At 70.4% G+C, this 13,646-nt stretch carries 17 protein-coding genes; 8 read left to right on the top strand and 9 right to left on the bottom strand.

The annotated features are described in order from the left end of the window. The first annotated feature begins 142 nt into the window (after window positions 1–142). Window positions 143–730, top strand: coding sequence for a DUF4126 domain-containing protein (locus tag ACIBKY_RS30460; RefSeq protein ID WP_397101836.1), 588 nt, complete (start codon window positions 143–145; stop codon window positions 728–730). Here ACIBKY_RS30460 and ACIBKY_RS30455 read toward each other — a convergent pair. The 3 genes from ACIBKY_RS30455 to ACIBKY_RS30445 form a co-directional block, all read right to left on the bottom strand. Next, complete coding sequence (locus tag ACIBKY_RS30455) at window positions 719–1,513, bottom strand: alpha/beta fold hydrolase (protein WP_397101835.1); 795 nt, start codon at window positions 1,511–1,513, stop codon at window positions 719–721. The genes ACIBKY_RS30460 and ACIBKY_RS30455 overlap by 12 nt on opposite strands. Before the next feature lie 8 nt (window positions 1,514–1,521). Then, complete coding sequence (locus ACIBKY_RS30450) at window positions 1,522–1,656, bottom strand: hypothetical protein (RefSeq protein ID WP_397101833.1); 135 nt, start codon at window positions 1,654–1,656, stop codon at window positions 1,522–1,524. Between the two features lie 182 nt (window positions 1,657–1,838). Next, window positions 1,839–2,651 carry a glucose 1-dehydrogenase gene (locus ACIBKY_RS30445; RefSeq protein ID WP_397101831.1) on the bottom strand — a complete coding sequence of 271 codons (813 nt, stop codon included), beginning with the start codon at window positions 2,649–2,651 and terminating at the stop codon, window positions 1,839–1,841. Window positions 2,652–2,871: 220 nt separating this feature from the next. On the opposite strand from ACIBKY_RS30445, the gene ACIBKY_RS30440 reads away from it, so the two are divergent. From ACIBKY_RS30440 to ACIBKY_RS30415, 6 genes are all read left to right on the top strand, one after another. Then, window positions 2,872–3,483, top strand: coding sequence for a hypothetical protein (locus ACIBKY_RS30440; RefSeq protein ID WP_397101830.1), 612 nt, complete (start codon window positions 2,872–2,874; stop codon window positions 3,481–3,483). 57 nt (window positions 3,484–3,540) lie between these two features. Next, window positions 3,541–4,113 (top strand): Uma2 family endonuclease, encoded by a 573-nt coding sequence (locus ACIBKY_RS30435; protein ID WP_397101828.1) that lies wholly within the window; start codon window positions 3,541–3,543, stop codon window positions 4,111–4,113. Window positions 4,114–4,258: 145 nt separating this feature from the next. After that, entirely contained in the window at window positions 4,259–4,705 is a 447-nt protein-coding gene (locus ACIBKY_RS30430; RefSeq protein ID WP_379612930.1) for a hypothetical protein, read from the top strand. Window positions 4,706–4,716: 11 nt separating this feature from the next. Continuing rightward, window positions 4,717–5,313, top strand: a complete 597-nt coding sequence (locus ACIBKY_RS30425) for a cell wall protein (protein WP_397101826.1) — start codon at window positions 4,717–4,719, stop codon at window positions 5,311–5,313. Window positions 5,314–5,322: 9 nt separating this feature from the next. Continuing rightward, window positions 5,323–6,099 (top strand): MauE/DoxX family redox-associated membrane protein, encoded by a 777-nt coding sequence (locus ACIBKY_RS30420; RefSeq protein WP_397101824.1) that lies wholly within the window; start codon window positions 5,323–5,325, stop codon window positions 6,097–6,099. A 12-nt stretch (window positions 6,100–6,111) separates the two neighbouring features. After that, window positions 6,112–6,735 (top strand): class I SAM-dependent methyltransferase, encoded by a 624-nt coding sequence (locus ACIBKY_RS30415; RefSeq protein ID WP_397101823.1) that lies wholly within the window; start codon window positions 6,112–6,114, stop codon window positions 6,733–6,735. 11 nt (window positions 6,736–6,746) lie between these two features. On the opposite strand, the gene ACIBKY_RS30410 is transcribed toward ACIBKY_RS30415, so the two are convergent. After that, a complete protein-coding gene (locus ACIBKY_RS30410) occupies window positions 6,747–7,622 on the bottom strand; it encodes a serine protein kinase RIO (RefSeq protein WP_397101821.1) in 876 nt (291 codons plus the stop codon). Between the two features lie 197 nt (window positions 7,623–7,819). Here ACIBKY_RS30410 and ACIBKY_RS30405 point away from each other — a divergent pair, with 197 nt between their 5' ends. After that, complete coding sequence (locus tag ACIBKY_RS30405; protein ID WP_397101819.1) at window positions 7,820–8,362, top strand: hypothetical protein; 543 nt, start codon at window positions 7,820–7,822, stop codon at window positions 8,360–8,362. Here ACIBKY_RS30405 and ACIBKY_RS30400 read toward each other — a convergent pair. The 5 genes from ACIBKY_RS30400 to ACIBKY_RS30380 form a co-directional block, all read right to left on the bottom strand. Next, complete coding sequence (locus ACIBKY_RS30400; RefSeq protein WP_397101818.1) at window positions 8,346–9,110, bottom strand: hypothetical protein; 765 nt, start codon at window positions 9,108–9,110, stop codon at window positions 8,346–8,348. The two genes, ACIBKY_RS30405 and ACIBKY_RS30400, sit on opposite strands and share 17 nt — an antisense overlap. A 382-nt stretch (window positions 9,111–9,492) precedes the next feature. Continuing rightward, entirely contained in the window at window positions 9,493–11,601 is a 2,109-nt protein-coding gene (uvrB, locus tag ACIBKY_RS30395; protein ID WP_379612937.1) for an excinuclease ABC subunit UvrB, read from the bottom strand. A 30-nt stretch (window positions 11,602–11,631) separates the two neighbouring features. After that, on the bottom strand, window positions 11,632–11,865 hold the full coding sequence (locus tag ACIBKY_RS30390) for a helix-turn-helix transcriptional regulator (protein ID WP_397101816.1): 234 nt from the start codon (window positions 11,863–11,865) through the stop codon (window positions 11,632–11,634). Window positions 11,866–11,879: 14 nt separating this feature from the next. After that, the gene (locus ACIBKY_RS30385) at window positions 11,880–12,734 is read right to left on the bottom strand and encodes an ABC transporter permease (RefSeq protein ID WP_397101814.1); all 855 of its coding nucleotides are present in this window, start codon (window positions 12,732–12,734) and stop codon (window positions 11,880–11,882) included. Further along, on the bottom strand, window positions 12,731–13,636 hold the full coding sequence (locus tag ACIBKY_RS30380; RefSeq protein ID WP_397101812.1) for an ABC transporter ATP-binding protein: 906 nt from the start codon (window positions 13,634–13,636) through the stop codon (window positions 12,731–12,733). Before ACIBKY_RS30380 ends, ACIBKY_RS30385 begins: the two co-directional genes overlap by 4 nt. Between the last annotated feature and the right edge of the window lie 10 nt (window positions 13,637–13,646).

Here is a 13,646-nt window from a genome sequence, read left to right as displayed (position 1 = left end):
GCGTCGCGGCGGGCGACGTGCGCGATCCGGCCGAGGTCGTCGCAGCCCGGCCGAGGTCGTCGCAGCCCCTGGTCGGCCTGCGGATGCTCGGGGGCGTCGCCGAGGTGAGCCGACGCCGGGAGCGGGAGGCTAGGTTGGTGTCATGTTCGCCACGCTCACCGGCCTGGGTCTGTCGACGGCCGCCGGGCTCAACGCCTACATCCCGCTGCTCGTGGTCGGGGTGCTGGCCAACTTCACCGACCGCGTGAAGCTGCCCGACGGCTACGCGTGGCTGTCGAACTGGGGCGTGCTGGCGGTGCTGGCCGTGCTGCTGCTGGCCGAGGTGGTGCTCGACAAGATCCCGGCCGTGGACAGCGTCAACGACATGATCCAGACGGCGGTCCGGCCCGCCTCCGGCGGCGTGGTGTTCAGCGCCACCTCGGCCGCGGCCGAGCTCGACAACTCCACCTGGCTCACCGAGAACCCGTGGCTCAGCTGGGTGCTCGGCATCCTGGTGGCGCTGGCCGTACACGCGCTGAAGGCCACGGCCCGTCCGGTCGTCAACGTCGGCACCGGCGGGGTCGGCGCGCCCGTGATGAGCACCGTCGAGGACGCCGGCTCGCTCGGCGTGAGCCTCGTGGCGATCTTCATCCCGCTGCTGGTGATCGTCCTGCTCATCGGGCTGGCCCTGCTCGCGTGGTGGGTGATCAGAAAGGTACGGCGCCGCCGCCGCGGCCGCTCACCCGGCTAGCCAGCCGAGCACGAGCGCGACGAAGTCGTCGGGCCGCTCCTCGTGCAGGCGGTGCCCGGCCCCCTCCCAGACGACGACCTTCGAGTCCGGGTGCTTGAGCAGCCCTTCCTCCCATGCCGCCTGGTTCGGGTCGGCCCACAGCGACAGCACCGGGCAGGACCTCCGGGCCAGGTAGGCGTCGGAGGCGGGCCGTACGCCGATCGAGTCCTCCAGCGCGAACATCGCCTCGAACGCCTGGGCCAGCACGTGCGGCGCCATCCCGTACAGACGGCGCCGGTGCCATCGGCGGATGACCGCGGGGGTGCGCCGGTTGGTGCACCAGCGGTCGATCTCGACGGCCGCCTCGTGCGCGTGTTCCGAGCGCAGGGCGGCGATCGTCCGGGGGAACATCCCGGCCACCTCCGGCGCGATGCCGTACCCCGGATCGACCGCGACCAGCCGCTCGACCAGGCCGGGATGCTCGACGGCGAGGATGGAGACGATCTGGCCGCCCATCGAGTGGCCGATCGCGACGACCTTCGCGACGCCCAGCGCGGCCAGCAGAGCGGCGAGGTCCTCGGCCATGCGGCGGGGCGTGTTGTCCTCGGCGGGCACGGAGGAGTAGCCGTGGCCGCGCAGGTCCACGGCGATCACCCGGCGCCCGGCGGCCAGGGCGTCGAGGTGCCAGGACCACTGGTGCGAGTCGGCGCCCCAGCCGTGCACCAGGAGCAACGGCGTCGCCTCCCCGGCGCCGTCGTCGGTGTGGAAGAGCCGGACGTCCTCGGCGACCCGCGCGTACGGCATGCGCCTCCCTACCTCAGGCCTTCGCGCAGCGCCGCGCAGGCGTGCCCGGAGGCGGACTCGGCGGCCGGCACCTCGGTGCCGATCTTCGGGAAGACGCCGGTCAGCACGTCGATGACCACCCGCGTGCTCTCGTCAACGGCCACGCCGTACCTCCTCAAGCCTCACCACGCCGGCCCCGCACCCGTCACCACGCCGGAACCCCGTCCTGATCACCACAGCGGCCGCGTCACCGCCGGTTCCGTGGACGGGAGGGCGCGAAGGCGGGCCTTCCGGCACGCCGGATCCCCGCACCGGGAGCCCGTGACCGCGCGGTCCTTCGCCCACGTCAGGCCCCCGGCGGTGCGGCGGGGTCCGGCCACGGAGGCGCCCCGGCCGTCGTGGATGCCGCAGGTGGGGGTGCGGTGGATGGCGTGATCAGGGCGGCTTCTCCGGCGCTCCAGCCGCCGTCCACGGCGAGTTCGGCGCCGGTGATGTAGGAGGCGGCGTCCGACAGCAGGAACGCGATGGCCTCGGCCACCTCCTCGGGCGTGCCCCACCGCCCGCTGGCCGCCAGCGGGAACGCGCCCTCCGCCAGCGTGGCCCCGAACTGCTCGGTCATCGGCGTGACGATCATCCCGGGATGCACGGAGTTGACCCGGATCCGGGCTGGCGCGAACTCCAGCGCCGCGATCTTCGTCAGCCCGCGCACGCCCCATTTGGAGGCGCCGTACCCGGCGGTGCCGGGCAGCGCGAACAGGCCCGCCACCGACGACAGATTGACGATGGCGCCGCCGCCCGCCGCCCGCATGGGCCCGACGGCGGCGCGCAGGCCGAGGAAGACCCCGGTCAGGTTGACGTTCAGCACCCGCTCGAAGTCGGCCGGCGTCGTCTGCTCGATCGGCTGGGTGGAGACGATTCCGGCGTTGTTCACCAGGCCGTGGAAGGGGCCGGTCTCGTCCATGACACGGGCCCAGTCGGCCTCGCTGCTGACGTCGTGGGGCAGGAAGCGGCCGCCGATGTCCTTGGCGGTGGCCGTGCCCTCCTCGGCGAGGACGTCCGTGACGATCACACTCGCGCCCGCGGCGGCGCAACGGCGGGCGGTGGCGGCGCCCATGCCGCGCGCTCCCCCGGTGACGACGACGACCTTCCCGTCGAGCATGCGCGGCTCCTCAAGCGGCCCGGGACAATGGACGCACTGAACCACAGGCCCCCGACACAATCAAGAGCTTGCTCGGTTCGGGATCCTGTGCCGAATCCGCTCAGGATGGAACTACCTGAGCCCCATCCGGCGTTGGTCAGAGCGATAAGAACGCAGCGGAACGCGATCTGGCTGAGCCTCATGCCGGCCGATTCGGCGGACTATGCTCAGTGCACGGGAGGTGCCTCCGATCGAAACGATCTTCGCGATTCTGCTGGTCGTCTTCCTGCTGTTCCTGGTGCTCGGCGGGGTGGCGATCTTTTTCATGGTCAAGCTGGGCAAAAAGGCGGCCAAATCCGCCAAGAAGGCGACGACCCGGCTCAGTGCCCACGTCAACGCGATGGGCACCGGCGAGGCGGCCGAGATCGAGCGCCTCCGCCTCGACCTGCGCCGCGAGGTCGGGCTGACCCGCCAGGCGATCGACCAGGCGCACGCGTCGGGCTGGGGCCTGGGCGACCTGCCCCACCTGATGGCCGAGCTGGCCAAGCAGGCCGAGGTCCAGGACCAGCAGCTGGGCATCTACGCCCAGCAGCTGCGCATCTCCTCGGTGGTCGACCACGTCACGGCCGAACGCCTGCGCGAACACCAGGCCAAGCTCACGGCCATGTGCGCCCGAATCCGCGCCGACCTCATGCGCACGCAGGTGCAACACGCCTCGGGCGGCATCGACGACCTCTCCTCCCGCACCGACCTGGAGATCGAGGCCCGCCGCCCGGCCCCCTTCACCGACCCGCTGGATGAGATCGACGATCTCTACCGCAAGACCATCCAGAACCGCCAAGAGCCCTCCTGACCTAACTCTCTGTGACATCATGAAGTCGTCGCGTAAAAGCTTCAGAGGAGGTGGGTCGTGACCACCGCACTCCCCGACTGGTTCTACCCAGGCCCCCGGGACGGCTGGACCGCCGACATGCTCGATCGCCTCCCTCCCGACGCGCCCAAGCACGTCGAGCTGATCGATGGGTCACTCGTCATGATGTCGCCGCAGACCAGATTTCACATGCTCATCCTCCGCCTGCTCGAACAGGGGTTCCACCTTCCCGAGCACTTGGCTGTCGCTCGGGAGATGACCGTCACCCTGGGCATCAGGCAACGTCCAGAGCCCGACATCCTGCTGGTCAGCAGGTCGGCGATGATGAGCGTCACCACATCCTTCCGACCGGAGGATGTCCACCTGATCGTGGAGGTCGTCTCCAAGGAGTCGGAGGAGCGGGACCGTACCACCAAGCCGAGCAAGTACGCCGATGCCGGGATCAGGTACTTCTGGAGGATCGAGGAGGAAAAGGGCGTCGCGGTCGCCTACACCTTCGAGCTCGAACCGGCCGTGAAGGCCTATGTCCCGACGGGCATCCATCGGGGCAAGCTGAGCACCAACATCGGCTTCGACGTCGAGATCGATCTCGACTACACCAAGCTGATCTGAAGCGCATCCCACGGCGGTCCCCCACGGGGGCCGCCGTATTTTTGGGCGTTGACGAAACTTCCTTACATGCTATTGATAGATCGAGTCGGAAAGTTTCAACGCAGCGCTGCACCGCCTCCCCATCCACCCCCCAAGGAGGACGCGCATGGTGCGCAGCACGCCCACTGACCCCATCGACTTACTCGGCCCGGTCCAAGGCGAAGTCTCGTGGTTCTGCTGCGGGAACGCCTGGGGACCCTGCAGCTCCACCGGCAAGGGTGCCTGCGGCACCTGCAACTCGGGAAGCCTGCAGCACGCCTGGCCCAACACCTCCGACGCCTGCTGGAACATCACCCGTCCCGACCGCTGCGGCGACGCCCTGTCCCGCCGGACCTGCGGGTTCCGCCACCGGACCACGTCCCTGTGCGGCGGCGGCAGCATCGTCACCACCATCGCCGACTGCGGCCCGCAGACCGACCTGTTCTGCGGCGAGCGCAGCTGCTGCGGCGCCACCTGCGCCAGCAACCGGCTGATCGACCTCACCCCGGCGGCCTACTCCAGGATCGCCAGCCTGTCCACGGGCCTGCGCCCGTGCGAGATCTCGACGGCCTGAGGGAGCTGAGGATGACCACACGCAGGCAGATGCTCAAATCCGCGCTCCTGGGCGGCGGCGCCACGGTCGTGGCCGCCACCGCGATGGGTTCGCTCGGCCCCGAGGCGGCCTTCGCCGCCGCACCGGATCAGCCGGAACCCGGCGTCCCCGACCCCGAGTTCGCCGAAGGCCGCATCCGGGCCATCAAGGACAGCACCCTGGTCGTGCTCGGCTCGAACATGGTCTTCCACCAGATCAGGGTCGTCGACGGGACGAGCCTGTGGAAGCTCGGCCCCGTCGGCTTCGACCAGGCCAGGCCCGGCGACGGCCTCTACGCCAGGGGCGTCCGCATGCCCGACGGCATGCTCGCCGCCGAGTCCGTGTGGCTCAACATCGTCAACATCAAGGGCCACGTCAGGAACATCACCAACGAGAAGATCCACCTCGACCACAACGGCAAGGACGTGCTCTGCCACGTCGTACCCGGCAGGTCCGTGGCCGTCCACTCCGACGCGCCGCCGTCGGCCGACCTGTCGCTCCTGCGCGTCGGCCAGCACGTCCAGATCCTGGGCGCCTGGCGGCCTGACACCAACGAAGTCGACATCGCCACCGTGTTCTCCCCGCACTAGGAGCGTGTGATGCAAGGGATCGCCGCGCTGCAGCCCTACGTGATCGCCGCCTTCCTGGTCTGGGCGGCCCTGATGAAACTGCTCAGCCGACGGATGCGGTCGCAGGCCGGGCGGACGGCGCTGGCCCGGCTGGCCGGCCCGGCGCGCGCGGTCCCTCTGCTCCGTCTGGTGGCGGTGGCCGAACTCGCGGTGGCGGGCGTCCTGCTCGCGCCGCCGTCCTCCCCCTGGGAGGGTACGGCCGCCGCCGCCCTGTCCACCGGCTTCCTCGCCTACCTGGCCTACTCCGCGATCTCCGTCCCCGACGCGTCCTGCGGCTGCCTGGGCGCCCACGGCCGGCCGGTCGAGTGGCGTTCGTTCGCCCGCGCCGGGCTTCTGCTGGCCATGAGCGCGCCGGCGGTGACGGCCGGGCCGTACCCGGTCGAGCCGCTCGCGCTCGTGATCGCCGGCGCCGAGGCCCTCGCCCTGCTGGCCCTCTCCCCCGAACTCGACCGTCACTGGCTCACCCCGTCACGGCAGCTCCTGGTACGGCTGACGCGTCCGCTGGCCGTCCGCGAGCCGGGGCTGATCCCGCTGGAGACCTCGCTGCGGCTGCTCTACCGCAGCCCCGCCTACTGCACGGCCGCCGCCCACCTGTCCTCGGACATCCAGGACTTCTGGGATGAGGACGGGCTGCGGTATGCGAGTTATGCGGCGCGGGGCCGTACCGCGGTCTTCTCCATCCCCCTGTACGGCGGCGCCCCCGCGGACGTACGCGTCGCCCTCGTCGAAGAACCCGCCGTCGGGTGATGTGATGGAGGGGTGGACGTCAAGCACCCGATCTTCGCCCGCCTCTACATCCGGCTGAGCCACGCCATGGAGCGCGGCGGCATGCGCGAGAAACGCCAGGCGCTACTCGCCCCGCTCCACGGCCGCGTGCTGGAGATCGGCGCGGGCAACGGCATGAACTTCCGCCACTACCCGCGCGAGGTCACCCGGGTGCTCGCCGTCGAACCCGAGCCCAGCCTGCGCGCGGCCGCCCGGCAGGCCGCCAAGGAGGCGCCGGTGCCCGTCGAGGTCGTCGACGGGCTGGCCGAGCGGCTGCCCGCGGCCGACGGGGAGTTCGACGGCGTGGTGTCGTGCCTGGTGCTGTGTTCGGTGCACGACCAGGCCGCGGCGCTGCGTGAGGTGCGCCGCGTGCTGGCGCCCGGCGGCCGGTTCCGGTTCCTGGAGCACGTACGCGCCGACACCGCCGGGATCCGGCGGGCCCAGCGGGTCATCGACGCGACCGTGGGCCCGCGCCTGCTCGGCGGCTGCCACTGCGGGCGGGACACGGTCGCGGCCGTGGAGCGCGCCGGGTTGCGGGTGGGGCGGCTCGACCGGTTCCTGTTCCCCGGCGGGCGCACACCGTGGGCGTTCCACGTCATGGGCACCGCCGCCATCTGAACGACCCCGGTTCAGCTCACCCGGGCCTCCGCGCGCAGGAGGGCGGCCAGCCCGTCGGGGTCGGCCTGGGGCAGGCCCTTTCCGGCGAACCAGGTGGCCACGTTGCGGGCGTCCCGGTCCAGGAACTCGGGCCCGGCCGGGTGGGAGATCACGTCCACGATCTGGGGCAGGTCGATGATGACCAGGCGGCCCTCGTGGACCAGGATGTTGTAGGGCGACAGGTCGCCGTGGGCCAGGCCTTCGTGCGCCAGCCGTACCATCGCGTCGACGAGTTGCTCCCAGAGGCCGGGCAGGTCGTCCGAGACGTTGGCCAGGCGCGGCGCCGCGTAGCCGTCGGGCGTGCCGATGAACTCCTCCAGCACCTCCGTCCCCACGATCTGAACCGGGTAGGGAACCGGCAGCCCCAGCTCGAACAGCCGGGTCAGCGCCGCGAACTCCGCGCCCGCCCACTGCCCGGCGATCACCTGCTTGCCGAACGCCGTGCGCCCCGCCATGGCCCGTGACATGCGGCTGTCGCGCATGCGGCGCCCCTCCAGGTACCCGGCGTCGCGGTGGAAGAGGCGGTGCTCGCCCGAGCGGTAGCGCTTGGCGGCCAGCAGGCACTGGCGGCCGGTGCCGGGCACGCCGCGCGAGATGAGGTGCACGTCGGCTTCCTTGCCGGTCTTGAGCACGCCCAGCTCGGTGTCGACCGCGGCCAGCTCGGTGACCAGCCATCCGGGGTACGGCCGGGGCCCGCGCTCGGTCGGCACGCTGAGATCCCAGGTGGACCAGCGATCCCCCTCGGGCGGACCGTCTTCGTCGGCTTCGTCGCGGTGATGGTTCTCAAGCCACTCGATGTCGTCGGCGTCGAGGGCGTTCTTGCCACGCTTGCGGTAGTGCTTCGGCACGGTGAAAGGCTCCAGAGTGAAGGCCCACCGGCGCGGCGATCAGGTCGGCGGCTGACCGATGGGGAGGTCTGAGGACGCGGAAAAAGGCACGCGGAAGACATTCGCCATGGTCTCGACCTCCTCCCTCTCGAAGCTCCGACGATTATGCCCAGGCCGCCGACGACCCGCAACCGCATAACCGTCGCTACGCTGGGCGGATGCACCGGTGCCCGCGATGCGGCTGTTTCGAGTACGGCGGCGCCCCCGCCTGCCCCCGCTGCCGCGACCTCCTGGACACCCTCGTGGAGGACGGCTACCAGGCCTTCCTGAAGGAAGAGTCGCTGCCCGACGACCCGGACCTCGCCGAGATGATCGTCAGCGAGATCAAGCCCTACGCGTGGCGGGTCGTGGACGCCGCCTTCGACCGCCTGACCTGCCCCGCCTGCGGCAACCGCAGGGGCAGGGGCCCTGCCGGGTGCCCGCCGTGCGACCTGGACGAGGGTTTCCGCTACTCGGCCAGGGAACCCGACCGTCCCGGCGTGCCGCCCTTGAACGAGCACGCGGTCCGCGTGGGCGCGGCCGTGCTCCGCAACGCGCACCGGCACAGCGAGAAGGCCCTGCTGAGCTGGCGTCTCGGCTTTCCGCTGGTGCTGGCGGGCGGGATGTTCACCACCGCCCAGGCCCAGAACCTGCGGGCCCGCATCAACAAGGGCGCCGGCTACGACGACCTGGCGCCGTGGGTGGCTACCAGACTCCGATGAAGACGTCCTCGGCGGTGGCGGCGGTCAGGGCGCGCCGCATCCACTCCCGCACCGTCGACTGACGCCGGCAGGAGTCGATGGCCTCCTCCTGAATCCGATCCACCTTGAGCCCCCGATGCTCCAGCAGCCACCGCAACGTCTCCCGCCGCCCATGCCAGCGCCCGGCCTCCCAGAAGGGCCCGGTCACGGCGTTGTCGATCAGCAGGTAGCGCTCGCCCATCATCAGCTTCTCCAGTTCCGCCCGGTCCTGGGCGGAGAGCCGGGAGCTCAAATACGAGTAGTAGTGCGCGCCACGCTCATCTCTCAACACCAGCAGCGCCTTGGCCACACACGCGCGAACATCCGGGTCACCACTGGCGATAGCCCACAGTGTGGCCAGTTCGGGCGACTCCGCGATCTTGTCCAACGCGTACCAGCGCCGCAGATCCCGAGGCCCGACCACCACGGTCTCCAGCCCATGCCGGAACTGGTCGGCCACCTCTTCGTCGAAACAGACGACCATCAACAGCCCGCTGTCATCCGCGCGCCCGCCACCCGGAGCCAGCGGGAACCGCAGACACACATGGATCCGCCCGCCGCTGGCCGCCGTGACCTCCACGATCGGCGCCTCCGGCTCACCCGCGACGAGCCGCGCATCCCGATACCCGGTCGGCAGCCCACCCTGAGCCACCGACATCAGCTCCAGGACAAGACTCGGATGCCGTCTGACCATCTCCAGCGGCATCTCGTACGCCTGCGGTCCGGACACAGCGGACTCCTTTCAAAGGGTGACCGTCAGATTACGCTGTGTTTACGGTGGCCGGTGGGGCTATCGATTCTTGTTATGGTCCGAGTTGGCCGTGGCCTTCATCACACACCCCACCACCACCCGCGAACCCGCAGCTCAGAGCCATGACCATGGGCACCGCCTCCTTGAAGGGCGCCCGCCACCCAACCCATCACCGAAGAACAACCGCCGCGCCCCCACCCAGCCGCGACCGCGACGGTGTCTCCTTCGCCGGGATGTGGGGCCGAGCCCCGCTGTCACCACAGCGGCAGCCGAGCAGAGCCCCGCTATCCCAGCCCCGGGTGACAGCGAGGGACCACGCCCACAGCGCCCGGGCGGCAGCGAGGGCCGTGGCCTTGTGGCCCTACTTGACGCCTGCCTCCCGCATGTCGCGTAGCTCCCGCTTCAGTTCCTTGATCTCGTCGCGCAGCCGGGCCGCGACCTCGAACTGCAGGTCGGCCGCCGACTGGTGCATCTGCTCGGTCAGCGACTCGATCAGCGACTCCATCTGCGCACGCGGCATCTCCCCCGCGATCGCCTTGGCGTGCTGGCCCGCCGCCTTGGCCGCGAACCCGGGCACGGGTGCCTTGCCGCGTGACTGCTGGCGGCCGCTGCCCATGAGCTGCTCGGTGTCGGCGTCCTCGCGCTGCAGCGAGTCGAGGATGTCGGCGATCTTCTTGCGCAGCGGCTGCGGGTCGATGCCCTTGGCCTCGTTGTAGGCGATCTGCTTGGCCCGGCGCCGGTTGGTCTCGTCGATCGCCCGCTCCATCGAGGGGGTGATCTTGTCGGCGTACATGTGGACCTGGCCGGAGACGTTTCTGGCGGCGCGGCCGATGGTCTGGATGAGGGAGGTCTCCGAGCGCAGGAAGCCTTCCTTGTCGGCGTCGAGGATGGCCACCAGGGACACCTCGGGCAGGTCGAGGCCCTCGCGCAGCAGGTTGATGCCGACCAGGACGTCGAACTCGCCGCTCCGCAGCTCGCGCAGGAGCTCGATCCGGCGCAGGGTGTCGACCTCGCTGTGCAGGTAGCGGACGCGGATGCCCAGCTCAAGCAGGTAGTCGGTGAGGTCTTCCGACATCTTCTTGGTGAGCGTGGTGACCAGGACGCGCTCGTCGCGGTCGGCCCGCTCGCGGATCTCGTGGACCAGGTCGTCGATCTGGCCCTTGGTGGGCTTGACCACGACCTCGGGGTCGACCAGGCCGGTCGGGCGGATGACCTGCTCGACGACGTCGCCCTTGACCCGGCCCAGCTCGTAGGAGCCGGGCGTGGCCGACAGGTAGACCGTCTGGCCGATGCGCTCCAGGAACTCCTCCCACTTCAGCGGGCGGTTGTCCAGGGCCGAGGGCAGGCGGAAGCCGTGGTCGACCAGGGTGCGCTTGCGGGAGGCGTCACCCTCGTACATGGCGCCGATCTGCGGGACCGTCTGGTGGGACTCGTCCAGGACCAGCAGGAAGTCCTCGGGGAAGTAGTCGAGCAGGGTGTTGGGTGCGCTGCCCGCCTCGCGGCCGTCCATGTGGCGCGAATAGTTCTCGATGCCGGAGCAGGTGCCGATCTGGCGCATCATCTCGATGTCGTAGGTGGTGCGCATGCGCAGGCGCTGGGCCTCCAGGAGCTTGCCCTGGCGCTCCAGCTCCTCCAGGCGGCCGGTCAGCTCAGCCTCGATGCCGGCCACGGCCTTGGCCATGCGCTCCTCGCCCGCCACGTAGTGGGAGGCGGGGAAGATGTAGAGCTCGTCGTCCTCGGTGATGACCTCGCCGGTCAGCGGGTGCATCGTGGCGAGCTTCTCGACCTCGTCGCCGAACATCTCGATGCGTACGGCGAGCTCCTCGTACTTCGGGATGATCTCGATCGTGTCGCCCCTGACCCGGAACGTGCCACGGGTGAAGGCCAGGTCGTTGCGCGTGTACTGCATGTCGACCAGGCGGCGCAGGAGCTGGTCGCGCTCGACCTCCATGCCGACCTTGAGCCTGGCCATGCGGTCGACGTACTCCTGCGGCGTGCCCAGGCCGTAGATGCACGAGACCGAGGCGACCACGACGGTGTCGCGGCGGGTCAGCAGCGAGTTCGTCGCCGAGTGGCGCAGCCGCTCCACCTCGTCGTTGATCGAGGAGTCCTTCTCGATGTAGGTGTCGCTCTGCGGGACGTACGCCTCGGGCTGGTAGTAGTCGTAGTAGGAGACGAAGTACTCGACCGCGTTGTTGGGCAGCATCTCGCGCAGCTCGTTGGCGAACTGCGCGGCCAGGGTCTTGTTGGGCTGCATAACCAGCGTGGGCCGCTGGAGGCGCTCGATGAGCCAGGCGATGGAGGCGGTCTTGCCGGTGCCCGTGGCGCCCAGCAGCACGTTGTCCTTCTCACCGGCCGTGACGCGGCGCTCCAGCTCGGCGATGGCCGTGGGCTGGTCGCCCGAGGGAGTCATCTCGGTGATCACCTCGAAGGGTGCCACCTTGCGCTGCAAATCTGTGACCGGTCGCATGCTGCCACTGTAGGCAACCGCACCGACAGTTCATGCCGAGCGCTCGCCGATGCGCGGGAACGGCGTGGTGGAGAAGACGACCTCGACCGGCACCTCGAAGTGGGCGGCTATGCGCAGCGCCAGGTACAGGCTGGGACTGTACTCCCCCCGCTCCAGGTAGCCGACCGTCTGGTAGTGGACGCCGAGCGCGTCGGCCAGCTGCCTGCGGGTGACGCCGCGCTCGGCCCGCAGCAGGGCGATGCGGTTATAGACGATCTCGCTCATCGCCGCCTATCTTCTCAGCTCACCCGTTGCATCGCCCGCTCGCGGCGCTCCTGCACCAGCGAGCCGGACTCACGCTTGGCCATCCTGCGCAGGATGGGCGGCGCGAGCAGCAGCCCGGCCAGCGCCCACAGGCCCAGCACGCCCGTGGTCTCGAAGACCCGCCACGACTGGCCGATCTCCGCGGCGGCCGCCGCGTCGGGCAGGAAGGCCGAGCGCATGCCGAGGCCGAGCCAGTACAGGGGGAAGATCTGGCTGACCGTCTGGAGCCACTCAGGCATGGAGGTGATCGGGTAGAAGATGCCGGAGGCCGAGGTGAGGGCGCCGACGGTCAGCATGGAGAAGCCGGCGGCGGCCTGCGGGTTGCTGGTCAGCGAGCCGACGACGGCGCCCAGCGGGAGCGTGGCCAGCAGCCCGAGCACGATCACCCAGGCGAACATGAGCCAGCCGCCCAGCCCCGTGCCGAGCATCGAGGGCACCAGGATCAGCCCCGCCGCCAGCACGATCACCAGGGTGACCAGCCCGGCCGTGGAGGTGCTGACGATCCTGCCGATGAGGTAGCCGGTCATGCCGTGCGGCATGGCCTTGGCCCGCAGCAGGGTGCCGTCCTCCCGCTCGACCGCCAGTGTGCCGACGGTGCCGACCAGGCCGCCCACGGCGACGAGCAGGGCGAGCATGCTGGGCAGCGTGGCGGCCGCGAGCGACAGGTTCGTGCCGGGCAGCTTCACCTCGCGCTGGAAGTACAGCACGACGACGAACGCCACGGAGATGAAGGCGTTGAAGTACATGTCGGTGGAGCTGGTCAGGCTGTGCCGGAACTCGATCCAGCCCCTGGCCAGGCCGAGCTTCACGGCGTGTGTGGTGGCGTTCACCGTTCCTCCTTCCGCACGATGGCCATGTAGGTGTCCTCCAGGGTGGCCCGCCGTACCTCCAGGTCCTCGATCGCGTCGCCGTACTGCGCGAAAAGGCCCTGAACGAAGCGGGTGGCGTCGTCGGTGGCGTGCACGAACAGCTCGCCGTCACGGCTCCAGCGGACCTGGGCGTCGCGCGAGACGCCGCGGGCGAGCTGGTCGGGACTGCCGTCGGCGACGATGCGGCCGCCCGACAGGATGAGGATGCGGGCGGCGAGCTTCTCGGCCTCGTCGAGGTCGTGGGTGGTCAGCAGGATGGTGGTGGAGTCGAGGTCGGACAGCCGGTGCACCAGGTCGTGGAAGTCACGCCTGGCCTGCGGGTCGAAGCCCGCGGTCGGCTCGTCGAGGAAGAGCAGTTCCGGCCGGCCGACGATGCCGATCGCGACGTCGAGCCTGCGCCGCTGCCCGCCGGAGAGCCGGTTGACGCGCTTGCCCGCGTGCTCGGCGAGCCCGACCGCCTCGATGAGCTCGTCCGTGGGGTACGGCGTGCGGTACGGCTCGTAGTAGCGCCCGAGGTGCCGCAGCAGTTCCCTGACCCGCCACCGCCCGTGGTCGCGCCAGGACTGCAGCACGACGCCGATCCTGGCCCGCCACGCCTCCCCGCCCTGGGCGGGGTCCTGGCCGAGCACGCGGACCTGCCCGGCGGAGCGCCCGCGAAATCCTTCGAGGATCTCGATCGTGGTCGTCTTACCCGCCCCGTTGGGACCCAGCAGGGCGATCACCTCTCCCGCCCCCACGGTGAATCCGACACCGTTCAGCACCTCGCGCGGACCATAGTTCATCCGCAGGCCGCTGACCTCGATGACGGCGTCATCGCGGGCGGGTTCCGCGTTCAGCGGGAGCTCGCTCAGAGCCTCCATCATCCCTCCTGAT

Source organism: Nonomuraea sp. NPDC050394 (assembly GCF_044459065.1).
Lineage (GTDB): Bacteria > Actinomycetota > Actinomycetes > Streptosporangiales > Streptosporangiaceae > Nonomuraea.
This window is presented reverse-complemented; position numbering and strand designations above follow the sequence as displayed.